23 protein-coding genes and 4 tRNA genes are annotated in these 22,016 nt (G+C 68.8%); 15 read left to right on the plus strand and 12 right to left on the minus strand.

Annotated elements, in window-relative coordinates; genetic code table 11:
• The first annotated feature begins 42 nt into the window (after positions 1-42).
• The gene (dxs, locus tag BW730_RS05150; RefSeq protein WP_077685319.1) at positions 43-1,959 is read left to right on the plus strand and encodes a 1-deoxy-D-xylulose-5-phosphate synthase; all 1,917 of its coding nucleotides are present in this window, start codon (positions 43-45) and stop codon (positions 1,957-1,959) included.
• A gap of 1 nt (position 1,960) precedes the next feature.
• Here the strand turns inward: dxs and pdxY are convergent, their stop codons facing one another.
• From pdxY to BW730_RS05180, 6 genes are all read right to left on the minus strand, one after another.
• The gene (gene pdxY, locus BW730_RS05155; protein ID WP_077685320.1) at positions 1,961-2,812 is read right to left on the minus strand and encodes a pyridoxal kinase PdxY; all 852 of its coding nucleotides are present in this window, start codon (positions 2,810-2,812) and stop codon (positions 1,961-1,963) included.
• A gap of 79 nt (positions 2,813-2,891) precedes the next feature.
• Entirely contained in the window at positions 2,892-4,103 is a 1,212-nt protein-coding gene (locus BW730_RS05160) for an HRDC domain-containing protein (RefSeq protein ID WP_077685321.1), read from the minus strand.
• Entirely contained in the window at positions 4,103-4,681 is a 579-nt protein-coding gene (locus BW730_RS05165; protein WP_226997081.1) for a DUF3000 domain-containing protein, read from the minus strand. Before BW730_RS05165 ends, BW730_RS05160 begins: the two co-directional genes overlap by 1 nt.
• Before the next feature lie 56 nt (positions 4,682-4,737).
• The gene (gene msrB / locus BW730_RS05170) at positions 4,738-5,157 is read right to left on the minus strand and encodes a peptide-methionine (R)-S-oxide reductase MsrB (protein WP_077685322.1); all 420 of its coding nucleotides are present in this window, start codon (positions 5,155-5,157) and stop codon (positions 4,738-4,740) included.
• Positions 5,158-5,192: 35 nt separating this feature from the next.
• Complete coding sequence (locus tag BW730_RS05175) at positions 5,193-5,966, minus strand: sirohydrochlorin chelatase (RefSeq protein WP_077685323.1); 774 nt, start codon at positions 5,964-5,966, stop codon at positions 5,193-5,195.
• Positions 5,967-6,066: 100 nt separating this feature from the next.
• A tRNA-Val gene (locus BW730_RS05180) sits at positions 6,067-6,138 on the minus strand.
• Between the two features lie 270 nt (positions 6,139-6,408).
• Between BW730_RS05180 and BW730_RS05185 the strand changes: the two genes are divergently transcribed.
• From BW730_RS05185 to BW730_RS05195, 3 genes are all read left to right on the plus strand, one after another.
• Positions 6,409-6,481: transfer RNA gene (locus BW730_RS05185), tRNA-Gly, on the plus strand.
• A gap of 48 nt (positions 6,482-6,529) precedes the next feature.
• Positions 6,530-6,600, plus strand: a tRNA-Cys gene (locus BW730_RS05190).
• Position 6,601: 1 nt separating this feature from the next.
• A tRNA-Val gene (locus BW730_RS05195) sits at positions 6,602-6,673 on the plus strand.
• A 345-nt stretch (positions 6,674-7,018) separates the two neighbouring features.
• On the opposite strand, the gene BW730_RS05200 is transcribed toward BW730_RS05195, so the two are convergent.
• The 4 genes from BW730_RS05200 to BW730_RS05215 form a co-directional block, all read right to left on the minus strand.
• Positions 7,019-7,663, minus strand: a complete 645-nt coding sequence (locus tag BW730_RS05200) for a TetR/AcrR family transcriptional regulator (RefSeq protein WP_077685324.1) — start codon at positions 7,661-7,663, stop codon at positions 7,019-7,021.
• An 18-nt stretch (positions 7,664-7,681) separates the two neighbouring features.
• On the minus strand, positions 7,682-8,107 hold the full coding sequence (locus BW730_RS05205; RefSeq protein ID WP_077685325.1) for an SRPBCC family protein: 426 nt from the start codon (positions 8,105-8,107) through the stop codon (positions 7,682-7,684).
• 246 nt (positions 8,108-8,353) lie between these two features.
• A complete protein-coding gene (locus BW730_RS05210) occupies positions 8,354-8,788 on the minus strand; it encodes a hypothetical protein (protein WP_077685326.1) in 435 nt (144 codons plus the stop codon).
• Between the two features lie 73 nt (positions 8,789-8,861).
• Positions 8,862-9,143, minus strand: coding sequence for a hypothetical protein (locus tag BW730_RS05215; RefSeq protein ID WP_077685327.1), 282 nt, complete (start codon positions 9,141-9,143; stop codon positions 8,862-8,864).
• 414 nt (positions 9,144-9,557) lie between these two features.
• On the opposite strand from BW730_RS05215, the gene BW730_RS05220 reads away from it, so the two are divergent.
• From BW730_RS05220 to BW730_RS05240, 5 genes are all read left to right on the plus strand, one after another.
• Positions 9,558-10,346 (plus strand): hypothetical protein, encoded by a 789-nt coding sequence (locus BW730_RS05220; protein ID WP_145952734.1) that lies wholly within the window; start codon positions 9,558-9,560, stop codon positions 10,344-10,346.
• 314 nt (positions 10,347-10,660) lie between these two features.
• Positions 10,661-12,667, plus strand: coding sequence for a DUF5979 domain-containing protein (locus BW730_RS05225; RefSeq protein ID WP_158522478.1), 2,007 nt, complete (start codon positions 10,661-10,663; stop codon positions 12,665-12,667).
• Between the two features lie 130 nt (positions 12,668-12,797).
• Entirely contained in the window at positions 12,798-13,643 is an 846-nt protein-coding gene (locus BW730_RS05230; RefSeq protein ID WP_226997082.1) for an EamA family transporter, read from the plus strand.
• Positions 13,644-13,653: 10 nt separating this feature from the next.
• Positions 13,654-14,139 carry a Cys-tRNA(Pro) deacylase gene (ybaK, locus tag BW730_RS05235; protein WP_077685330.1) on the plus strand — a complete coding sequence of 162 codons (486 nt, stop codon included), beginning with the start codon at positions 13,654-13,656 and terminating at the stop codon, positions 14,137-14,139.
• 9 nt (positions 14,140-14,148) lie between these two features.
• A complete protein-coding gene (locus BW730_RS05240) occupies positions 14,149-14,433 on the plus strand; it encodes a GNAT family N-acetyltransferase (RefSeq protein WP_077685331.1) in 285 nt (94 codons plus the stop codon).
• Positions 14,434-14,468: 35 nt separating this feature from the next.
• On the opposite strand, the gene BW730_RS05245 is transcribed toward BW730_RS05240, so the two are convergent.
• The gene (locus BW730_RS05245) at positions 14,469-15,302 is read right to left on the minus strand and encodes an SDR family oxidoreductase (protein WP_077685332.1); all 834 of its coding nucleotides are present in this window, start codon (positions 15,300-15,302) and stop codon (positions 14,469-14,471) included.
• Positions 15,299-16,081, minus strand: a complete 783-nt coding sequence (locus tag BW730_RS05250; RefSeq protein WP_077685333.1) for an enoyl-CoA hydratase/isomerase family protein — start codon at positions 16,079-16,081, stop codon at positions 15,299-15,301. Before BW730_RS05250 ends, BW730_RS05245 begins: the two co-directional genes overlap by 4 nt.
• A 134-nt stretch (positions 16,082-16,215) precedes the next feature.
• Between BW730_RS05250 and thrS the strand changes: the two genes are divergently transcribed.
• From thrS to BW730_RS05280, 6 genes are read left to right on the plus strand one after another with little or no spacing between them, the layout of a single operon-like run.
• Positions 16,216-18,252, plus strand: a complete 2,037-nt coding sequence (thrS, locus tag BW730_RS05255) for a threonine--tRNA ligase (protein WP_077685334.1) — start codon at positions 16,216-16,218, stop codon at positions 18,250-18,252.
• The gene (locus BW730_RS05260) at positions 18,245-18,790 is read left to right on the plus strand and encodes an HIT family protein (protein WP_077685335.1); all 546 of its coding nucleotides are present in this window, start codon (positions 18,245-18,247) and stop codon (positions 18,788-18,790) included. Before thrS ends, BW730_RS05260 begins: the two co-directional genes overlap by 8 nt.
• Position 18,791: 1 nt before the next feature.
• Positions 18,792-19,613, plus strand: a complete 822-nt coding sequence (locus tag BW730_RS05265; protein ID WP_077685336.1) for an LpxL/LpxP family acyltransferase — start codon at positions 18,792-18,794, stop codon at positions 19,611-19,613.
• Positions 19,610-20,656: a glycosyltransferase family 4 protein gene (locus tag BW730_RS05270; RefSeq protein WP_158522479.1), complete on the plus strand. Its 1,047-nt coding sequence runs from the start codon at positions 19,610-19,612 to the stop codon at positions 20,654-20,656. The genes BW730_RS05265 and BW730_RS05270 overlap by 4 nt, the downstream gene beginning before the upstream one ends.
• A gap of 9 nt (positions 20,657-20,665) precedes the next feature.
• Positions 20,666-21,259, plus strand: a complete 594-nt coding sequence (locus tag BW730_RS05275; protein WP_077685338.1) for a CDP-alcohol phosphatidyltransferase family protein — start codon at positions 20,666-20,668, stop codon at positions 21,257-21,259.
• Positions 21,243-22,013, plus strand: coding sequence for a DUF881 domain-containing protein (locus BW730_RS05280; protein WP_145952735.1), 771 nt, complete (start codon positions 21,243-21,245; stop codon positions 22,011-22,013). The genes BW730_RS05275 and BW730_RS05280 overlap by 17 nt, the downstream gene beginning before the upstream one ends.
• Positions 22,014-22,016: the final 3 nt, after the last annotated feature.

Consider the following 22,016-nt stretch of genomic DNA (forward strand, 5'->3'; position numbering starts at 1 on the left):
AACCTCCCTGGCGGCTCGGCGATTGGTCGTACTATGGACCCCATGTCTTTGTTGGATTCGATCAACAGCCCGCGCGACCTGCGTGCGCTGTCGCGCAGGCAGCTCAACCAGCTCGCGACGGAGATCCGATCCTTCCTGATCACCAAGGTGAGCCGAACCGGCGGCCACCTCGGCCCCAACCTCGGTGTCGTCGAGCTCACGCTTGCGATCCACAAGGTCTTCGACTCTCCGACCGACCCGATCATCTTCGACACGGGCCACCAGAGCTACGTCCACAAGATGCTGACGGGGCGCCGCGACGGCTTCGACTCGCTGCGGCAGCGCGGTGGCCTGTCCGGCTACCCGGAGCCCCGCGAGTCCGAGCACGACTGGGTCGCGAACTCGCACGCCTCGGCGTCCCTGTCCTGGGCGGAGGGCCTTGCGAAGGGTTTCCGCCTGACGGGGGAGAAGCGCACCGTCGTGGCGGTGATCGGCGACGGCGCCCTCACCGGCGGGATGGCCTGGGAGGCCCTCAACAACATCGCTGACAACGACGACCTGCGCCTCGTGGTGATCGTCAACGACAACGGCCGCTCCTACACCCCGACGGTGGGGGGCGTCGCCAACCACCTCGCGGGCCTGCGCACCGACCACCGCTACGAGAAGACGCTGAGCCTCATCAAGCGCACCGTGATGCGGCTCCCGGTGATCGGTCGGCCCGTCTACGACCTGATGCACGGCTTCAAGACGGGCGTCAAGGATGTCCTCGCGCCGCAGTCGATGTTCTCCGACCTCGGCATCAAGTACACGGGCCCGATCGACGGTCACGACATCACGGCGCTGACCAACCATCTCGAGCAGGCGAAGCAGTTCGGTGGCCCGGTCATCGTGCACTGCGTCACCCGCAAGGGCCGCGGCTTCCAGGCCGCGGAGGAGAACGAGGAGGACCGCTTCCACGCGATCGGCAAGATCAATGAGTTCACGGGCGAGCCGCTCTCGGCCTCGGTGCAGGCGACCTGGACCGACGCCGTCGCCGAGGCCATGGTGCAACTCGGCCAGCGTCGCCCCGATGTGGTGGCGATCACGGCCGCCATGCTCAACCCGGTGGGCCTCGGTCGCTTCGCCGCCGCCTTCCCCGACCGGATCTTCGACGTCGGCATCGCAGAGCAGCACGCGGTCGTCTCAGCGGCGGGGCTGGCGAAATCGGGGCTGCACCCGGTGCTCGCCCTCTACGCGACCTTCCTGAACCGCGCCTTCGACCAGGTGCTGATGGACGCGGCGCTGCACAAGGCTGGCGTCACGATCCTGCTCGACAGGGCCGGCGTCACCGGAAACGACGGCCCCAGCCACAACGGCATGTGGGACATGACGCTGATGGGCATCGTGCCCGGGCTGCGGCTCGCCGCCCCACGCGATCAGGCACGGCTGGTCGCCGCGCTCGACCGCGCGGTCGACGTCGACGATGCCCTCACGGTGGTCCGCTATTCGAAGGAACGCATCCCGGACGAGATCGACGAGATCGCCCACGTCGGCGACGGCTTCGACCGCGTCGACGTGTTGCGCCGCGACCCGGAGGCGAAGGTGCTGGTCGTCGGCTACGGGCAGTTCGTCGGGATGGCCATGTCGGTGGCGGAGCGACTGGGCGACCAGGGCGTCGCCGCGACCGTGGTGGACCCGCTCTGGGCGCTGCCCGTCAGCCCCACCCTCGTCGACGTCGCAGCCGGCTACGACATGGTCATCACGTTGGAGGACAACCTTGAGGAGGGCGGAGTCGGCCAGCGCCTCCGGTCCCGACTCGCCGAGGTCGGCGCATCATCGCAGGTGCTGACGTTCGGGATCCCGCAACGCTTCCTTTCGCAGGGCGCGCGCGACGAGGTGCTCGACGAGATCGGCCTCACCGCCGCAAAGATCTCGCTGGAGGCGCTGGGCGCCATCCTGGCGCGGCCCGTGGACGTGCCTCAGGCCGACCGCCAGGCCTGAGTCAGCGGACCTGCCGGACCTCGAAGGTCTGCGTCGGCGCCACGAAGGCGTCCTGAGCCTCGACGATCAACAACTCTGGCGAGTCGGCCTCGTAGGTCTTGACGAGCAACTCGTAGACGCTTGCCGCCGTCAGGGCGAGCGCCGACGCCGCATCGCCGGACGAGCGGAAGTGTGAGGAGAACAGGGCCGAGGCGACGTCTCCGGAGCCGTTGCGCTTGAACGGAAGTTGCGGGGTCTGCACGATCCACGCACCCTCGCCGGTCACCGCGAGCATCTCGATGGTGTCGGCAGGACGGTCGGGGCGGAAGACGCTAGTCACGAGCACCGTCGAGGGGCCGACCTCGCGCACCTGGTCGACGGAGGCAAGGGTCTCCTCGAGCGTGTGGGGATCGGTGCCGGTGATGAAGCCCAGTTCGAACTGGTTCGGCGAGATCAGGTCGGCCTTCGGCACGACGCGGTCGCGGATCAGGGTCTGGACCTCGGGGGCGACGAAGCAGCCAGACTTGGCGCTGCCGAGCACAGGGTCACAGGCGTAGATGGCCTGCGGGTTGCGCTCCTTGACGAGTGCGACGGCGTCGAGGATCGCGTCGCCGATGTCGTTTCCTCCCTGGTAGCCGCTGACCACCAGGTCGACGTCGTTCAGGCCACCGCGCTCGTCGATGCCGCGAACGATGTCGCGCACCACGTCGCCGCTGAGCAGTTGGCCGCCCCAGGCGCCGTAGCCGGTGTGGTTGGAGAAGACGACGGTGTGCACCGGCATCACCTCATGCCCGATGCGCTGCATCGGGAAGACGGCGGCGGAGTTGCCCACGTGGCCGTAGGAAACGCAGGACTGGATCGACAGGACTCGCATAGGGGAATCCTGCCACGTCTCGCGGACGCTGCGACAACTCGGCCACGACGGGTCAGCATCCGGTCGCCCCGGGCGCCGCTCACTCCTCGGCGGCTCCGAGGGCCTCCGCGATGGCTGGCACGAGGAAGTCGGCCTGCCAGGGCCGCACGCCGAGGTCGAGCAGCACGTCGCGGTCGACCACCGGATGCCGGTAGACGGCCTCCTGGAGCGCCTGCGGGGGCGCCACGAGCGACGCCTGCAGGCCGCCGAGGTCGCAGGCGAGCCCATCGACCGTCGGCTTGATCGCCGCCCAGCGAGCGGCCGCCTCCGGGTTGGTGCGGTCCCAGTTGCGGGGCTGGGGGATTCCGGTGTGCGGAGGCCGCTTCGGCGGGTAGCCCTTCTCGGGCAACTCGCGGACGCGGTCCAGAGCCGCCAGCCAGTTGTTGAGGTAGCGCTGGCCGGGGTTGCTGTGGAAGGCGCGCAGGTTCTGCACCTGGCCCCGGGCAGGCACCTGGTCACGGAGCAGGCCCGCGACCTCCATGATGGCGGCGTCCGGCAGGATCCACGTCGGCGGCCGGTCGCGGCGCTGGCCGATCGCGTCGCGCTCCAGCCACAGTTCCCGGGCGATCGCGAACTGCAGTGGGGTGCGCAGCGACGTCAGGCCGCTGAGTCGGCGCCACGGGTCTTGACGCGGTGTCGGCGGCGCAGAGAACCGGGTGAGCGTCGTGGCGTCCTCCTGCGCGGACCACTCGGCCCTGCCGACCCGGTCGAGTTCGTCATGCAGCGCGTCCGCGAGTTCGACCAGATAGTCGACGTCGAGCGCCGCGTAGGTGAGCCAACTCTCGGGCAGCGGGCGCTTGGACCAGTTGTCGGCGGAGTGCGCCTTGCGGAGCCGGATGCCCACCTCGGACTGCAAGAGGGCGCCGAGGCTCGCCGCGGGCTTGCCGAGCAGCCGGGCGGCCATCTCGGTGTCGAAGATCTCGTGCGGCACGATCCCGATCTCCTGCATGCATGGCAGGTCCTGGCTCGCGGCGTGGATGATCCAGGCGGCGCCCTCGGTGGCGTCGACGAGGCCGGAGAGGCTGACGTCGGTGTTCTCGAACGCGATCGGGTCGATCAGCCACGTGCCTGCGCCCTCGCGTCGGATCTGCAGCAGGTAGGCCTTTGGCCAGTACCGGTGACCGTGTGCGCGTTCGGTGTCGAAGGCGACCGGGCCGGTGCCGCCCCGCAGCGCGTCGAGCGCCTCGTTCAGCGAACCGGGAGTCTCAATCACCGGGCGCAGTGGTTCGCGGCTCGTCTCGACGTAGCTCATCAGGCCAGGCCGGTCGGCAGCGTGGTGACGCCGGGAGGCAAGGCGGGCTGCCCTGCGACCATGCCCATCAGTTCCTGCCACGCCGCCAGGTGGGGCGTGAGGGGGTGGGCCTCGTCGAGCGTCGGCGTCCACGACGAGCGCACCTCGACGTCGGCGCGGTCGGAGTCGGTCATCTCGCCGAAGCCGACGCTGTAGGAGGCGGTCACGGTGCCGGCCAGTTCTCCGGCGACGCACCCGTGGTTCGCGAGGGCGTCGGTCAGCCAGGACCAGGCGACCTCCGGCAGCAGCGAGTCGGTGACCATGTCGGCATCGACCTCGGCGCGGACGTAACTGACGATCCGGAACGTCCCACCCCATGCGATGTTGCCTGCGGGGTCATGGAGCAGGATCAGCCGGCCGGTGGCAAGCGACTCGTCACCGCCCTCCAGATCGGCCGAGATAGCGATGGCGTGGGGCGCGATCCGCTGCGGGGAGCCGATCTCCTCGGTGGTGAGCCCGGGACGCCATGTCATCGCGTCCAACTCGCGGAGGGCACGGGCGAATGCCTCCGGAGCGAGGCTCTTCACGTTTGCTGGCACGCCGCCAGCCTAAGCGGGCGACCGGCGGTGCGTGTGTCTGACGCGCCGGGCGGGCCTCAGGTGGTCGGGCGGAGCCGCATGCTCACCGAGTTGATGCAGTAGCGCAGATCGGTGGGCGTGTCGTAGCCCTCGCCCTCAAAGACGTGCCCCAGGTGCCCGTCGCAGTTGGCGCAGCGCACCTCGACGCGCGGCCTGCCCGGCAGCGACCGGTCCTCGATGTAGCGGACGCGCTCCTCGGCCAGCGGCGCGAAGAAGCTCGGCCACCCGCAGTGGGAATGGAACTTCTGATTGCTGCGGAACAGTTCGGCGCCACAGCCGCGGCACTCGTAGACACCCTCGGTCTCGGTGTCGGTGTACTCCCCGGTGAAGGGCGCCTCCGTGCCGCTCTGGCGCAGCACGCGGTACTCAAGGTCGTTGAGCTGTTCGCGCCACTGGGCATCGGGCTTGATGAGCTTGGGCTGGTACTGCTCGGTCATGAATCGATACTAGGCGTCTGACCAAGCGGGCGGGGTCAGGACTCCTCGCCGTCCAGGTCCTCGACGGAGAGTTGCGTCGGGATGCCGTCGAGCAGTTCCATCGCTCCGAAGGCGTAGCGAGCCAGGATCAGGTGGCGCAGGTGGTCGCTGTCCCCCAGTGGGGCCGTGACGGCGATGGCGCCTGCGCGCAGCGCCGCCTGGGCGTGCGACTGGTACGCCGGGGTCGGGGTGAGGAAGAGGCTGCCCACCGCGATGTGCCTGCGTCCCTGGGCGCGCAGCGACGCGACCGCCGCCGCGGTCACCCGCCCATCGCCCTCGTCGACGGCGAGCTGGACGGGAAGCCGGTGATGCGTCGACCACTGGCGCGCACGCCGGGCGAGCAGGGAGTTGCCCCGCACGTCGGCACCCGCGGGTGCCCCCAGCACGAGGCCGTCGATCTCAAGGGCACCGCCGCGGTGCAGCGCCTCGCGGACGCGTTCGTCGAGGATGTTGAGCAGTTCGCTCGCCGGCCCGACGGGGCGGCTGACGACGACGTGGATGTCGGGGGAGTGGTGGAACGTGTCGAGCTCCTCCGCGTGGTCGGCCGCCGAGACGAGGTCGAGCGGAACCAGCACGGCCTCCGCGACATCCTCCGCGACGAGGGAGGCGATCACCTTCTGGAGTGGGGGCTTGACGCCCTCCAGCCGAGCCAGGTGGATCCTCAGGTCCTTGCGGGCACCCTGAAGTCCGCGCGCAATGGCCTGGAGGGTGGTGGCGACGGCCGGGTCGTCGGGGCCATCGGCCACGAGAACGATCGCGGGTGCTGTCACCGCCTCATCCTTTCTGCTCGTCGCTCCTGCAACGGTTTCGGGAGGGCTCTCCCCGCAGGGATCTCACGGGTCCTGGTGAGTTGCACTCACTTTCGACGGGTGGGCGATGGCGGTTTCGAACCGCCGACCTCTTCGGTGTGAACGAAGCGCGCTACCACTGCGCCAATCGCCCCGGCGATGCAGGAGTTTAGTAGAACTCGCGCCGGATTGCGAACCCGACCCTGTCAGGCGGGTCGCCCCTGGCGGGTGGACACGGGTGGCGGCGCCTGAGGCGACGCCCCCGGAGGGCTGGCGGTGCGACCGACCGAGACGCCATGCAGACGCCTCCTTGGGAGGGTCCCTGAGCGTGATTGCTGGCCGATTTGGCACCCGTCGAAAAGGTAGGCTAGAGTTTTCAACGCGCCGAACGCCACGGGGACAACCCGGAAGCAGCAAGCGCAATGCGGACGTGGCTCAGTTGGTAGAGCATCACCTTGCCAAGGTGAGGGTCGCGAGTTCGAATCTCGTCGTCCGCTCGGAGAAAAGTCTCTCCAACCCATTTGGGGAGGGTCAAACCTCCATCCGGTGGAGTGGCCGAGAGGCGAGGCAACGGACTGCAAATCCGTGTACACGGGTTCAAATCCCGTCTCCACCTCGGGCGGTTGGCGCAGTGGTAGCGCGCTTCCCTGACACGGAAGAGGTCGCCAGTTCAAACCTGGCATCGCCCACAGAGAAACCCCTAGCTCAGCTAGGGGTTTTGTGCTTGTCCGAGGGGCGCGATGGTTGAGCCTGCTTTTGGCTCCCCAAACCAAGGTGAGGCCCCTGAAACGGGTTGGTCCTCGTCACCAGGATGTGCACTCCTTTGGCGGCGCCGCGTTCACCGTCAACCCGTCCCGTCGACGCCCTCATGCGACGTGCCACGGTGACTTCGACGGGATCTGCGTCGGCGCCTGGACCAGCCCTGGAGTTGCCGACTCAGTCGCTCTGAGGTTCCAGAAGTTCCCTCAACTGGAACGGCACCGAGACGACGACAGAACACGCCTCTCGCGTCCGCAGCCTCGTCGAGCGTGAGGTCATCCAGGTTGACGATGCCGGGTTCCCGATTCAACAGATGCGCGTGGGCCCGGCGCCGACGGCGACCGGGTCGGCTCGCCCGAGCCCTGCGAGGATCCCAGTTCGCGGCGGATCATCGAGGTGAACTGTTCGACGGCGGCGTCGGCCCCCGTCCGGTCACCGTCGATCAAGAGGTCGAAAAGCAGACCCTGCCCCACCGCAAGGGTCAGCCGCGCCAAGCGTTCGGCCGTGGCCGCGTCGGTCGCACCCTCGTAGATCCCGCGGAAGCCCCGAAGCTGGGCCTCGACCATGACCCTGCCGAGGTCGGCCGCGTATGGCCGACCGCGCATCGCGTGCGTCGCCAACTCGAACCACAGCGCTCCGAAGCGCTCGGCACCGTCGGCGGTCGCCGCCCAGTTGCGTCGGCCTGCCGCGATCGGGTCGGTGCCCTCGGCGAACAAGGCGGCAATCTGGTCGGCCTGGCTGCCTGCGACGGAGTCGATCACCGCGGCCAGCACGTCGCTGCGCGATCCCAGGTGGTGGTGGATCATCCGTTGGCTGGTGCCGATCGCCGCGGCGAGCGTGCGTAGGCTGGTGTCGTGCACGCCGTTGTCGGCGTAGTAGGCGAGCACCCGTGCCAACAAGGCGCCGCGTTCCCTGCTCATCGCTCGTCCCTCCCGCCGCTACGCGTGGTCGGCGGCGATGCGGGCGAAGGTCTCGGCCTCCAGCGTGACCATGGAGGCGACCCGTCGCCCCACGAAGAGCCGCAAAGCTGGTGCCAGCGGGCCGCGCCAGTCGAGGGTGAGCGTGAGTTCCGAGCCACCCGTACGTCCCGTCACCCGATGCGTCGCGACCGTGCTGACGCCAGGGGAGCGGGCGATCCATGTGAACGACACGCCTGGGTCCCACTGCGTCACTTGATAGGTCGCCGCGGGCAGTCCGGGCTGCCGCACCAGGTACCGGGCGCCGACCCCGCTTCTGGCGGGCGAGTTCGGCGCGGGAGCGACGGAGTCAAAGGTATCCAGGTGGTTCGGCCACCCCGTCACCTCGGATACGACCCGCCACAGGTCGGCTGGTGATGCGGACGACGACCTCGTGATCTCAAACATGTATCAAATGATACATCCCCGCGGTGTCGGGGCCAGGCAGGGCGCCAAAGGGGCGCCATCCGTCCGCCGTCACCGTCGGGGCGGGGTCCTGCCAGAGATGCGAGCACGCAACGGGGCGTGGGGTCCTGGGCGGCTCAGAGGGCCTCGGCCAAGGAACGTCCGCGCTAGCCCAAGAATGATCGGCTGGCTGTGGGCGCCGTTCGACAGGTTCCGGGCGACCGTCTGTCTGGGGAGCCCGACTCGCAGCTACTTGCCTGGGATGCCCAACGCCTCGGCCAGGTCGTAATCCGCCGGATCGAGTACTTCGGCGCCGAGGTTGTCGGCGATGCGACTGGCATGGTCGGACGGTACGAGAGCAGTCCAGTTCTTCGTGCTCACGATCATCAACTCCCTGTTCGCGGTCACGATCGCGAGCGCCGATCCGATCAGGATGCCCTTGGCGTCCGCCGCGAGTGCTTCCTCGCTGGGATAGACCCTGATCTGCATGCCGTCGCACTCGCCGGCGTCGAAGTCATCGGAGGTGTCCTCGTCGGTGAAGTCCTTGCACGAGTGCCCAGCCGAACGCAGGGCTGCCGCGAGGTCCTTCGCGCTCTCGTAACTGGCGTCCTTCTCGAGCGCCGACGAGCACCCCGTGAAGGCAAGCGCAGCGAGCAGCGCGGCAGACAGTTTCCGGTGCCTCATGATTCCCCAGTTCCTCAGGCGTGGCGTTGCAGCCAGTCGATGGTGAGCAGCGGGCTCTGTCGTCCGCGTGTCGTCAGTCACGGTGACGCTCCGCGAAGGGCAGCCAAGCAGACCCGACAGCAAGCAGCATGCCGCCGAGCACCAGCAGAACCGCTGGAGTGCCAGCCAAGGGCGGCGGAGTCGTGAGCGTGTAGGGGTTGTAGGCCATTGCGGCAGCCCCGATCGCGATCAGATAGAGGCCGAGCACCGCTCCCGCCAAGCCCAGGATCACTCGCGGCACCAGCGCCAGGAGTTGCCCCTTCTCCTCGGCCTGCCGGTTCGCCATGCCCTGTTGCGTCGCTTCATCGAAACCCATGTCCAATCGTCGCACTTGCCTGTCGAGGGCTCATGTCGGATCGGCTTAGCGAGTCCAGGAGCGACACCCCGGGACCGCGCCGGCCGCAGAAGCCCTCGCCCGCTCATGCCAGAGAGACCGGGCGTTGACGGGGTCACGGCCGCTATTGCATCGAGGTCCTCCAGCATCGAGTGCAGAAGCCGAGCGCGGGTCTCTGCCCGTTCTCACGGGATTTCGACCGACGAAGCGACGCTCCGCGTCCCTTCGTGGCTCAATCAGCGGGGAACAGCATCAGTTCGTGGGTCAATCGGCGGGGGCGATGGTGGCTGCGTTTTCGGTCGGGGAAAAGCGTCTCTCGCTTCGTTGTTTGCATAATTGGAATCGTTACCTCACCCTGAAGGAGTTACCCATAATGGGTGGTTCATAATTCTTCGCATGGAGAACAATAAGGCCGGGAAACGAGGCGTCCCGGCGCTGCAAATACGTCGCATGATCTGCGTCGTTGCCTCGATGTGCGTCCTGGCTGGCGCGGGCGCTCTTCCGATATCGACGGCCGCGGCCTCGCCGTCGACCCAGGTGGTCTCGGCGAAGATGCCCGCCAAGGAAAAGGTGACAAGGAAGGTCACCAAGAAGAAGGTGACAAAGAAGGCGACGAAGACGGCCCCGAAGAAGGCGACGTCGAAGAAGACGGCGCCCAAGGTCACGCCCAAGGCGGCGAAGAAGGTGGCTCCGACGAAGGTGTCGGCGCCCGCCGCGAACCCCGCTTCGAAGCCCACGGCGAAGGCCGCGCCCATCAAGACCTATGTCGTCAAGGCCAAGAGCGCCCCTGCGCCGCTCCCGGCCAAGTTGCGCACTACTCCCAAAGCGACAGGGAAGTCCTGGAAGGTCGTCGCACGCAAGAACATCACCACCCAGGCGCAGGTCGACCGCTGCGCCAACACGCCTGCCACCTGGCACGGATACTGGCACGTCGTGGCGCACAACTACTGCAACGGCTGGGCCGCTGACGCGTGGCACGGGATGCGGCGGGGCGATCGCGTGACGCTCACCCTCCCGTCGGGGCAGGTCGTCACGGGACTTGTCGCCTATGACCTGACCATCCGCTACGGCGGTCGGTGGGATGACATGCCTCCGGCCGGCGCGGGCTACTTCAGCCTGCAGACCTCCTGGAGGGACTCGATCCATCGCGACTCGAGTCACATCATCGTCGTCAAGCGCGCCTGACGAGAGACGAGCAGACGGAGCCCCGCACCCGAGTATCTCGATGCGGGGCTCCTGCCCTGTCCGCCATCGACCATTTGTCGCCAATCTGCGCTAAGGGTTGCCTCAAATGGCGGCATTAACAACGGGTGTTATCTACGCGTTATTTTCCTAGGGGCGAGGAATTCGTGGTCCGGTCAGATTGCTAGCGTAAAGGCGTCGTGTCCACGCGGGGCACGAGTATGCCAAAGGAAAGACTCCTGCCCGTGACTGAACCCTCACGCCGCAAACAGCAAAACCCCCTGAAAAGGTCGATTGGAGGAGCCGCCCTCGCACTCATGGCAGCGGCATTATCCATTCCGGGAGTCCTGGTGGCGGACGCGCAGGAGGTCGCGCCTCGCGACACCTTCGCGGGCGAGACGTGCTGGGACCTGAACCCCTGGCCGGGACTCGTGGACCTCGATGGCAGTGACGCCGCGGATCTTGGGGTCGCGACGTACGTCGGCGGGGACCTGCGGGTGCTTGAGAAGGCGGCGGAGCTCGAGGGCCTCACGCTGGTGCGCGGCGAAGCCATCTTCGACCGGACGCCCGGGGGCACGGTGAACGTTGGGATCGTCGGAGAGGGATCACACGTCAAGCCGCCGCTGAAGTCCACGATGCTGGCCATCGAGGGCGACATGGGCCTCAGCGAGGGCACCCGCGTGGCGGTCGGCGAGGGAACCGACGCTCCCAGGCCGCAGGGCAAGCTCCGCGTCGGTGGCCAACTCGACGCCGACCAGGGCCAGGTGACCTCGTTTGACACGCAGACCGGCCTTGGCGGGGAGGCCCTCCCGGAGGAGTTCCGTGGCTTCGACCGGGACATCGCCGCGACCCAACGCTTCCTGTCGGACCTCGAGGGGCATGCGACCATCACGAGTCAATGGGGTCGGGCGACCATCGAGCTCGGAACTGGCCTGCTCCACGGCCTCCAAGTGGCCACGGTTGGAGCCGATGACCTCAGTGATGCCAGAGAGATCGACCTCAGCGGGATTGACCCCGACGGGCACGTGGTGATCAACGTCACAGGCGGCTCCGTCGACCTGGAGGTCGCGAGCATCCTCATCGAGGGCGAGCTTCACGGCTTCGGGGAGCCCGAGTTCGGTGAGGCATCCGCGCGCGTGCTGTGGAACTTCGTGGACGCGACCGACATCCGGTTCGGGAGCGAAGTCAAGGGCACCCAGTGGATCGGCTCGATCGTGACCGGCCCTGAAGCCAATGTCGAGACACTCTTCAGCCACAACGGCCGCCTCTACGTCGACGGGGACCTCACCATGCGCGGCGAGGGCACCGAACTGCACAATTTCGGCTGGACCTGGGGCTTCGAGTGCGACGAGCGACCCACCGGTAGCTTCTCCATCACGAAGAACGTCGTCGATCCCGAGGGCCTCTCCGCCACCGACATGTTCACCGGCACCTGGTCCTGCGAGCTTGACGGCGCCGTCGTCAAGGACGGCACGTGGTCGCTTGGCGATGCGGTAACCCAGACGGTGACCGATATCCCTGTGGGCGCCAGTTGCACGGTCTCAGAGGATGAGCTGGTCGATCCCGCCGGCGGCACCTGGAGCAAGGAGATCACCCCGCCCGACTTCGACGTTACCGGGACCGACCACGTCGTCGAGGTCGTCGTGACCAACACCCTCGAGGCCAACGCCCCCGAGATCGGCGGCTTCGCCATCACCAAGAAGGTCGTCAACGAGTCGATGCTCGAGTTCACCGACGAGTTCCACGGCACCTGGTCCTGTGAGTACAACGACGAGCACCAGGATGGCTCCTGGACGCTTATCGACGGCGCGACCTTCGACGGGCCGGAACTGCTGGTCGGCAGCACCTGCACGGTGGCCGAGGATGACGTCGTCGACCCCGAGGGCGGCACCTGGCTTGAGCCGGTCATCGAGCCGAGCGAGTTCACCATCACCGCCGACGGCGAGATCGTCGCCGTCACCGTCACCAACACCCTCGAGGCCAAGGTGACGGAGCCTGAGGTGACGGAGCCTGAGGTGACCGAGCCTGAGGTGACCGAGCCTGAGGTGACCGAGCCTGAGGTGACCGAGCCCGAGGTGACGGAGCCCGAGGTGACCGAGCCCGAGGTGACCGAGCCCGAGGTGACCGAGCCCGAGGTGACCGAGCCCGAGGTCACGGAACCCGAGGTGACGGAACCCGAGGTCACCGAGCCGAAGGAGCCGGGGCCTGGTCTCCCCGACACCGGCGCCCTCGGCACCGGCACGGCCATCGCCGGCGTGATCGCCCTCATCGGAGCCGGCGTCATCGCGCTGTTCCGCATCGGGCGCCGCTCGACCACGGCCTGATCGACGTGAGGGCGGGGAGGGCCGACACCCCTCCCCGCCCTTTCCATGCCCGGGCGCGTCTCCATGCCCGGGCGCGTAGCCGCGTGACGCTCGGGTCGCACTAGGATCGGTGGCGACGAAAGGGGCGCTGGTGAGCCGCATCAACCCGGTGGTGCTGGTTCTCATCGCCATCGCGTCGGTCCAGTTCGGCGCCGCGCTCGCCAAGGGCATCTTCACGCAGGCCACCCCGCTCACCCTCGCCTTCCTGAGGGTGGCCATCGCCACCCTGATCTTCCTGCTCATCGCTCGGCCGCGACTCGCTGGCCGCACGGCCAGGGACTGGCTCGACGTGTGCGCCTACGGCGCCTGCCTGACGGGGATGAACGCCGCGATCTACCTCAGCTTCGCGCGCATCCCGATCGGCGTCGCCGTCACGTTGGAGTTCATCGGCCCGCTGCTGCTGGCCGTCGTGGGCTCCCGCCGCCTCGTCGACCTCGCCTGGGTGGCCCTCGCCGGCGCAGGCGTCGTGTTGCTCGGCGCCCTGCCAAGCGACATCGACCCCATCGGGGTGGGCCTCGCGCTCCTGGCCGGCGCACTCTGGGCCGGCTACATCGCGCTCGCCGGGCCCGTCGGGCGCCGCTGGGAGGGGATCAGCGGCCTGACCATCGGGTCGGCCTTCGGGGCACTGCTCCTCGCCGGTCCCGCCGTCGCCGTCGCGGGGGAGACCTTCTCCCAACCGAAGGTGTGGGCGACCATGGCGGCCGTGGCTCTGCTCAGCACCGTGATTCCCTACGGCCTCGAACTGCACGCCCGTCGAAGCATCAAGGCCTCGACCTTCTCCATCCTGATGAGTCTCGAACCCGCCGCGGCGGCCATCTTCGCCTGGATCGTGCTGTCAGAATGGCTCGGCGTCGCCGAATGGGCCGCGATGGCCTGCGTGATCGTCGCCTCCATCGGCGCTATCCGCTCGAGCAGACGCACTGAGGCCGCGACCTAGAGGGGCGAGGATGGCGAAACGACAGGCGGGCACCCCGGCGCTCAAGGCGCTCACCGACGCGGACGTGAGCCACACCGTCCACGAGTACGACCACGACCCGCGGGCCACCAGTTTCGGGCTTGAGGCCGCAGAGAGCCTCGGCTTCGACCCGGCCCGGGTCTTCAAGACGCTGTTGGCCACCGACGACAAGGACCTGGTCGTCGGGATCGTGCCGGTCAGTGGATCCCTCGACCTCAAGGCCCTCGCCGCCGCCACCGGCCACAAGAAGCTGACGATGGCCCCGCAGGCGACCGCGGAACGCGTCACGGGCATGGTGGTCGGAGGGATCAGCCCACTTGGACAGAAGAGGCGCCTTCCGACCGTGCTCGACGCCTCGGCGCTGGAGCACCCGACGATCCTCGTCTCAGGCGGTAGGCGCGGCCTCGATGTCGAACTGGCACCGGCCGACCTTGTCCGACTGGCAGAAGCTCAGGTGGCACCCATCGCGGCGCACTAGCCTTGGGCCATGGCTGACGACATCCAGTACAACCTCAACGTCGGGCGCGACCGGTTCGAGATCTACGTCGGGGAGGAACTCGCCGGCGTGATCGACTACACCGACGAGGACGGCATCCTCGACCTCTACCACACGGGCATCGAGCCCGAGTTCGGCGGACGCGGCCTCGGCACCAAGCTCGTCGAGTACGCGCTCAGCGACTGCCAGGACGCCGAGGTCAAGATCCGGCCGACCTGCCCCTTCATCGCGAAGTACATCGACGCGCACCCCGAATACCAGGACCTGGTCGCCTGACGCGCGCTCACCCCTGACGATTCAGTCCAGGAACTTCAGTCCAGGAAGATGTCCGGGTACATCGCCTCGTCGGGCGTGCCAGGCACGGCCGCGTAGCCGGAGAAGTCCGTCACGCCAGCCTCGCGCAGCACGTCCTCGACGATCAGGCACCGGCCCGAGAGGTCGGCGGCCTGCGCGGTGAGGACGGCGTGCGCCGCATCGGCGTAGATCTCAGGGGTGCGTGATACGGCCATCAACCGGTCCCCGCCCAGGATGTTCTGGACGGCCGCCGTCGCGATGGTCGTCGACGGCCACAGCGTGTTCGCGGCGATCCCGTCGCGCGCGAACTCCGACGCCATCCCGAGCGTCGCCATCGTCATCCCGAACTTCGCCATGGTGTAGCCCGTGTGCGCGCCGAGCCAACGGGGGCTCGGGTTCAGTGGGGGAGAGAGCGACAGGATGTGCGGGTTGGACGAGGCGCGCAGCGCGGGGATCGCGGCGCGCGACAGCATGAAGGTGCCGCGCACGTTGACGTCCTGCATCAGGTCGTACTTCTTCTCTGACAGATCGAGGCTGCCCGACACGTCGATGACGCTCGCGTTGTTGACGACGATGTCGATGCCGCCGAACGCGTCGAGCGTCGCGGCGACGGCGCGCGCGATGTCCGCGTCGTCGCGCACGTCACCGACCACGGCCAGCGCCTGACCACCCGCGGCGCGGATCTGCTCGGCGGCGGTGTGGATGGTGCCCTCCAACTTCGGGTGCGGCGTGTCCGTCTTCGCAAGCAGCGTGACGTTTGCCCCGTCGCGCGCTGCCCGCAGCGCGATGGCCAGGCCGATGCCGCGGCTGCCCCCGGACATCAGGATGGTGCGACCCTCCAGCGTGCTCATCGGGCACCTCCCCGGGCGGCGAAGGCGGCGATCCTGGCTTGTGCGTCGGGCGTGCCGAACGCCTCGCCGATGGTGCGGGCCTCCTCGGCGAGTTGCTCCTCGAGGCCGCGGGTGGGCTGTGAGCGGATCAGCCGCTTCGCCTCACCGTAGGCGCCCGCCGCGCCGTCCGCGATGCCGCGGGCGACGGCGATGGCGCGATCCCGGACATCGGACGGGTCGACCACCTCGGCGACCAGCCCCCACGCGAGCGCCTCCTCGGCGCTCAGCAGCCGGGAACTCAGCACCAGTTGCATGGCCCGCCGTTCGCCGACGGCGCGGGCCAGTTGAGCGGTGACCGACAGGTCGGGCGTCAGGCCCATGTCCGCGTACAGGCTGCCGATCCTGGAATCCGTGCCGACCACCGCGTAGTCAGAACTGAGCAGGATGCCGAGCCCGCCGCCCGCGGTCGTGCCATGCGCGGCCGCCACGACGGGGAGGCTCGAGGTGACGAGCGAGACGATCCCTGCGTTGATGACCCCCGCCAGGCCCGCGACGCCGCCGTCGGCGTCGACCCCGCCCGAGGCCATGGCCTGCACGTCGCCGCCGGTGCAGAAGGCCCGTCCCTCCGCCTGCACGACGATGGCGCGGACCTGTGGATCGGTCGTGGCGGCCTTGCATGCATGTGCCCAGGCATGTGCCATGTCGGCGTCGAAGGCGTTGAGCCTGTTTGGTCGGTTGAGGGTGATGAGGCCGAGGCCGTCAACCACCTCGAACCGGACGGTGGCGTCGTCGAGCGTCATTGGTTCTCCCTTGAACTGGCTGCCACAACCCTAGCGCCGCCGAGGTTGGGGTGGTCCGCGCTGGCTCCCCGGTCACCGACGCGGCACAATGGACGCTGGCAATCCAGCCGACCTTGAAGTAACAGGAGAATCCGATGAGTGGAGTCATCACCATCCGCCGAAACGACGACGCGGAACAGGTGGAGCTGACTACCACGACGACCGGCCTCGACCTGTTCGGCCAGGACCGCGCCGTCGTCGCGATGCGCGTGAACGGCGAGTCGCTCGACCTGCAGCGCGAGGTCAAGGACGGCGACGTCGTCGAACCCATCACCGTCCACGAGCCGGAGGGCCTGTCGATCCTGCGCCACTCGGCCGCCCACGTGACCGCGCAGGCACTGCAGAACCTGCACGTCGACGCGAAGCTCGGCATCGGCCCGCCCATCGCCGACGGCTTCTACTACGACTTCCAGACCGAACCGCTTCAACCCGAGGACCTCAAGGCCATCGAGAAGCGGATGGGTCAGATCGTCAAGGAGAAGCAGCGCTTCGTGCGCCGCGTCGTCACCGACGACGAGGCACGCGCGGAGCTCGCGGGCGAGCCGTTCAAGCTCGAACTGATCCAGGACAAGGGCAGCGCATCAGACGACGACGGCTCCTCCGTCGAGGTCGGCACAGGCGACCTGACGATCTACGACAACCTCCGCCGCGACGACAGCGTCGCCTGGAAGGACCTCTGCCGCGGCCCGCACGTGCCGAACACCGGCTACCTCGGCAACGGCTGGGCGCTGACCCGCACGTCTGCCGCCTACTGGCGCGGCGACCAGTCCAAGGCCGGCCTGCAGCGCGTCTACGGCACCGCGTGGCCCACCAAGGAGGAACTGCAGGCCTACAAGACGCGCCTCGAGGAGGCCGCCAAGCGCGACCACCGCAGGCTCGGCACCGAACTCGACCTGTTCAGCTTCAACGAACTGGTCGGCTCCGGCCTCCCGCTGTTCCACCCCAAGGGTGGCGTCATCAAGCGCGTCATGGAGGACTATGTCCGCGCCCGCCACATCGAGGAGGGCTTCGACTACGTCGGCACCCCCCACATCGCCAAGGAGGAGTTGTTCTACACCTCCGGGCACCTGCCGTACTACGCCGAGGGCATGTTCCCGCCCCTCCTGGAGGACGTGGAACGCGACGAGCAGGGCAACGTGACCAAGGCGGGCCAGGCGTACCGCCTGAAGGCCATGAACTGCCCGATGCACAACCTGATCTTCTCCTCGCGTGGCCGCTCCTACCGCGAACTGCCGCTGCGCTTCTTCGAGTTCGGCACCGTCTACCGCGACGAGAAGTCCGGCGTGGTGCAGGGGCTCACCCGGGTGCGTTCCATCACTCAGGACGACTCGCACAGCTACGTCATGAAGGAGCAGGCACCCGACGAGGTGCGCCACCTGCTGCGCTTCGTCCTGTCGCTGTTGACCGACTTCGGGATGACCGACGTCGCGCTCGAGGTCTCCACCCGCGACGAGGACGGCAAGAAGAAGGACAAGTTCATCGGCTCCGACGAGCAGTGGGCCGAGGCGACGGCCATCCTGCAGGAGATCGCCGACGAGTCAGGCCTTCCCGTGGTCGCCGACCCGGGCGGCGCCGCCTACTACGGTCCGAAGATCTCGATCCAGGCCAAGGACGCCATCGGGCGCACCTGGCAGATGTCGACCATCCAGTACGACTTCAACCAGCCCGAGCGCTTCGGCCTCGAGTACACGGCTCCCGACGGCACCCGTCAGCAGCCTGTCATGATCCACTCCGCCAAGTTCGGCTCCATCGAGCGGTTCATGGGTGTGCTGATCGAGCACTACGCGGGCGCCTTCCCTGCGTGGCTGTCTCCCGTCCAGGTGACGGCGGTGCCGGTCGCCGCCGAGTTCGACGAGTACCTGCGGGGCGTCGTCGACGCGCTGCGCTCCCGTGGGGTGCGCGTCGAGTTCGACGAGTCGGACGACCGGTTCGCCAAGAAGATCCGCAACGCGTCCAAGCACAAGGCGCCGTTCGTGCTGATCGCCGGAGGCGACGACCGGGACGCGGGCTCCGTGTCCTTCCGGTTCCGCGACGGCTCGCAGCGCAACGGCGTTCCCGTCGACGAGGCGGTCGAGGAGATCGCGGCGTTCATCGCGTCACGCTCGAACGAGTCGCCGACTGCCAATGCCTGACGCGCAGGAGACTGAGTCGAGCGACACCCTCGCGGGCGTCCCGGACGCGTTCCAGCGTCTGTGGACGCCCCACCGGATGGTCTACATCAACGGTGAGGGCAAGCCGAAGCACGCGGGGGAGTGCCCCTTCTGCAGCGCGCCCACCCGCTCCGACGAGGACGGCCTGGTGGTGGCGCGGGGCGAGCACGCCTACGTCGTGATGAACCTGTTCCCGTACTCGCCCGGCCACCTGCTGGTGTGCCCGTACCGGCACGTCGCCGACTACACCGACCTGACGGCGGACGAGACGCGCGAGGTGGCGGAACTGACCCAGCAGGCGATGCGTGTCGTCCGCCGCGTCTCGCACCCAGACGGCTTCAACCTGGGCATGAACCAGGGTGCCGTCGCCGGGGCGGGCATCTCGATGCACCTGCACCAGCACATCGTGCCCAGATGGTCGGGCGACATGAACTTCATGCCGGTGATCGGCCAGACTCGGGCGGTGCCGCAACTGCTCGGGGACGCGCGGGCCCTGCTCGCCGAGGCGTGGCAGGACTGAGATGTCGCTGATCGGCCTCGCGTGGGCCGTCGGCGGGCGCATCCCGCGACGGGTCGGTGACGCGCTCGCCAGAATCCTGGCCCCCGCGGTCGCGCTGCTGCCGCTGCCCGCCGTCACGGCATGGGAGGAGACCGCGGCGCGCGCCGTCGGCCGGCCCATCACGCGGCGCGAGCGCAGGGCGCTGGTCGAGGTGTGGATCCGCAACAACCTGTGGTCGCTCAGCCTTGCGCGTTGGGACGACGACGAGGTGCTCAGCGTTGTCGACATCACCGACGCCGACCTCGGCAAGCTCCGGACCTCGCTGGCGGGCCCAGGCCTCGTGCTCGCGCTGCCGCACATGGGGTCCTGGGACTTCGCGGGGGCTTGGTGCGCCCGGGTCGGCATCAAGGTCATCTCCGTCGCAGAGCGCCTCCCGGCCGGCCTGTACGACCTGTTCCGCGACGCACGGGCGGGGATGGGCATGGACATCTACCCCGTCGACCAGCCCGACCTGATGCGCGCCCTCGCCGACGACATCCGGGCCGGGAAACTGGTGTGCCTGCTGAGCGACCGCGACCTGTCGAGCCGCGGCATCGAGGCGCAGTGGGGGAAGGCAGGGACGGTGAAGGTGCCCGCAGGCCCAGCGCTGCTCGCCCGCCGCACCGGTGCCGACCTGCGGGTCGCGACGGCCCGCTACGAGGGCAGCAGGCTGCGCATCACCGTCTCCGACCCGATCGCCCAGGGCCGCCCGGCCGACATGATGCAGGGCGTCGTCTCCGAGTTCGCCGCCGCCGTCGAGGCGTCGCCGACGAACTGGCTGATGCTTCGGAAGCAGTTCCTGTGAGGGTCGCCCTCGTCGTCCCCTACTCGCTCGACCAGCCAGGCGGTGTCGCCACGCACGCCCTCGGGCTTGCCCGCTGGCTGCGACAGGAGGGCCACGACGCGACCGTCATCGCCCCCGGAACCGGCGACGCCGACCTCGGGGTACCCGTCATCCGGCTCGGCGGATCCGTGGCGCTGCCGTTCAACGGCTCCGTCGCCCACCTGGCGCTTAGCCCTCTCCAGGCCCGCAGTGCCATCGAGGCCGTGCGCGGGTTCGACGTGGTCCACGTCCACGAACCCCTGACGCCCGGCATCGGGTACGCCGCCGCCCGGCGCGCGGAGTCCCTTGTCGTCACCCACCACGCGGCCTTCGCCGCCTCGCCGCTCGTCGCCGCCGCGCTGCGTCGACGCGCCTCGTCCCTGCCGCCGCGCGTCACGCTCGCCGTCTCCGACGCGGCCGCTGCCCTCGTCTCCAGCGTCACCGGGGCCTCCCCGGACGTGGTGCCCAACGCGATCGCGCTGCCCCCGCCCCCGACAGGTCGCCCGGCCGGCCGACCGGTGGTCGCCTTCCTCGGCAGGCTCAACGAGCCACGCAAGGGCTACGACACGTTCGTCGACATCGCCGGCCGCGTCGACGGCGCGGACTTCGTTGCCATCGGCCCCGGCGGAAGTGGAGCCCACGGCGTGCGTGAACTCGGCGCCCTCAGCGACGCCGCGGTCGGGGAGTGGCTCGCCGCTGCGTCGGTGCTGGTGGCGCCAAACCGGTTCGGGGAGTCGTTCGGGATGGTGCTGATCGAGGCGCTCAGCCGAGGGGCCGCCGTCGTGGCGAGCGACCTGCCCTCCTTCCGTGCGGTCGCCGACCGCGACGACGTCGCCGCGTTCTTCCCGGTCGGAGACCCGGTGACTGCTGCGACCCTGGTCGCGAGGCGCCTCGCCGCTCCGGTCGACGCTGCCGTGGCATGGGGGAGCGTCGCCCGGTTCGGCTGGGACGTGGTGGGTCCTCGGGTCATCGACGCGTACCGACGCGCGGCCCAGATGCGGCACCGGACTTCGTACATGTCCTAGTCTGGTGATGTGCACGCCCAACTCGTACCCCCGCAGGAGTATGACACCGATGCCGTGCTCACCATCCCCAATGTCGTGTCATTCGTGCGGCTCCTTGCCGTGCCCGCATTCAGCGTCCTGATCATCCTCGGCCATGACGTGGCCGCCGTGATCCTGCTCGCCGCGTTCGGCGCGACCGACTGGGTCGACGGCTTCCTGGCGCGCCGCCTCAAGCAGCGCACCGCGCTCGGCGCCAAGCTCGACCCGGTGGCCGACCGCCTCTACATCCTCGCGGCCGTCGTCGCGCTCCTGGTGCGCGGCATCGTGCCCATCTGGTTCGTGGTCGTGCTGCTCGCGCGCGACGTGATGCTCGCGCTCACCTTGCCGCAGTTGAAAAGGCACGGCATGGTTGCCCTCCCGGTCAACTGGATCGGCAAGACGGGGACTTTCCTGATCCTGCTCGCGCTGCCGCTGATCCTGCTCGGCTCACCGAGTTCGCTCGGCTGGGTGTGGGCGCATTGGGCCGGCTGGATCTTCGGCGGCGTCGGCGCCGTCGCCTACTGGGTGGCTGGCCTGCTCTACGTGCGCGAGGCTGTGAGGCTTGGGCGTGGCGAGGCGACCTGACGCGAGCATGAGCATCCTCACCGACTTGACGGAGGGGGCGCTCGAACCGGAGTACCGCTCGACGACGCATCGCCGCACCAGTCGACCTGTGCTCGTGGTGGCGGTCGCGCTGCTGGCGATCCTGCTCACCTTTGCCGTGCTCCAAACCACCCGCGGGGCGGGCACCGCCGCAACCCAACGCCAGGAACTCCTCGACCGGATCGGCGCGGCACGGGAGAGGCAGGGCGAGCTGGCCGACCGTGCGGCCAGCCTCGACGACGAGGTGCGAGCGCTGGGGCAGGACGCCCTCGGCGATCCGGCCCAGCGCGAGCAACTGCGACAGTTGGAGACAGCAACGGGCGCCTCGGCCGTCAGCGGGCCGGGCATCGTCGTGGTGGTCAACGACGCGCCCGATGCGAAGAACACCACGGGGCTGATCCTCGACGGGGACATCACCAGGCTCGTCAACGGGCTGTGGCAGGCCGGCGCCGAGGCGATCTCCATCAACGGACGGCGCCTCACCACGCTGACACCGATCCGCTCCGCAGGGGCAGCCATCACCGTCGACTACGTGTCGCTGTCGCCGCCCTACCGGCTTGAGGTCATCGGGGATGCGAGTAACCTTCAGGCAAGATTCAACGAGACGCCGGGCGCCGTCTGGTGGCACTTCCTGGCGCAGAACTACGGTGTGACCATGTCGATCTCGCAGGCTGAGAAGGACCTCAACCTTCCCTCCGACGCGGGCATGACCCTGCGCTACGCGCAACCAGGATAGGAG

The organism is Tessaracoccus aquimaris (genome assembly GCF_001997345.1).
Taxonomy (GTDB): Bacteria; Actinomycetota; Actinomycetes; order Propionibacteriales; family Propionibacteriaceae; genus Arachnia; species Arachnia aquimaris.

Bases quoted from the DNA above. Each gene is read 5' to 3' on its own strand.
- BW730_RS05245 (WP_077685332.1), bottom strand. From the start codon at position 15,302: ATGAGCACGCTGGAGGGTCGCACCATCCTGATGTCCGGGGGCAGCCGC.
- BW730_RS05240 (WP_077685331.1), top strand. From the start codon at position 14,149: ATGGCTGACGACATCCAGTACAACCTCAACGTCGGGCGCGACCGGTTC.
- BW730_RS05265 (WP_077685336.1), top strand. From the start codon at position 18,792: ATGTCGCTGATCGGCCTCGCGTGGGCCGTCGGCGGGCGCATCCCGCGA.
- BW730_RS05210 (WP_077685326.1), bottom strand. From the start codon at position 8,788: ATGAGGCACCGGAAACTGTCTGCCGCGCTGCTCGCTGCGCTTGCCTTC.
- BW730_RS05250 (WP_077685333.1), bottom strand. From the start codon at position 16,081: ATGACGCTCGACGACGCCACCGTCCGGTTCGAGGTGGTTGACGGCCTC.
- BW730_RS05160 (WP_077685321.1), bottom strand. From the start codon at position 4,103: ATGAGCTACGTCGAGACGAGCCGCGAACCACTGCGCCCGGTGATTGAG.
- dxs (WP_077685319.1), top strand. From the start codon at position 43: ATGTCTTTGTTGGATTCGATCAACAGCCCGCGCGACCTGCGTGCGCTG.
- BW730_RS05260 (WP_077685335.1), top strand. From the start codon at position 18,245: ATGCCTGACGCGCAGGAGACTGAGTCGAGCGACACCCTCGCGGGCGTC.
- thrS (WP_077685334.1), top strand. From the start codon at position 16,216: ATGAGTGGAGTCATCACCATCCGCCGAAACGACGACGCGGAACAGGTG.
- BW730_RS05205 (WP_077685325.1), bottom strand. From the start codon at position 8,107: ATGTTTGAGATCACGAGGTCGTCGTCCGCATCACCAGCCGACCTGTGG.
- ybaK (WP_077685330.1), top strand. From the start codon at position 13,654: ATGGCGAAACGACAGGCGGGCACCCCGGCGCTCAAGGCGCTCACCGAC.
- BW730_RS05220 (WP_145952734.1), top strand. From the start codon at position 9,558: ATGGAGAACAATAAGGCCGGGAAACGAGGCGTCCCGGCGCTGCAAATA.
- msrB (WP_077685322.1), bottom strand. From the start codon at position 5,157: ATGACCGAGCAGTACCAGCCCAAGCTCATCAAGCCCGATGCCCAGTGG.
- pdxY (WP_077685320.1), bottom strand. From the start codon at position 2,812: ATGCGAGTCCTGTCGATCCAGTCCTGCGTTTCCTACGGCCACGTGGGC.
- BW730_RS05215 (WP_077685327.1), bottom strand. From the start codon at position 9,143: ATGGGTTTCGATGAAGCGACGCAACAGGGCATGGCGAACCGGCAGGCC.
- BW730_RS05200 (WP_077685324.1), bottom strand. From the start codon at position 7,663: ATGAGCAGGGAACGCGGCGCCTTGTTGGCACGGGTGCTCGCCTACTAC.
- BW730_RS05225 (WP_158522478.1), top strand. From the start codon at position 10,661: ATGGCAGCGGCATTATCCATTCCGGGAGTCCTGGTGGCGGACGCGCAG.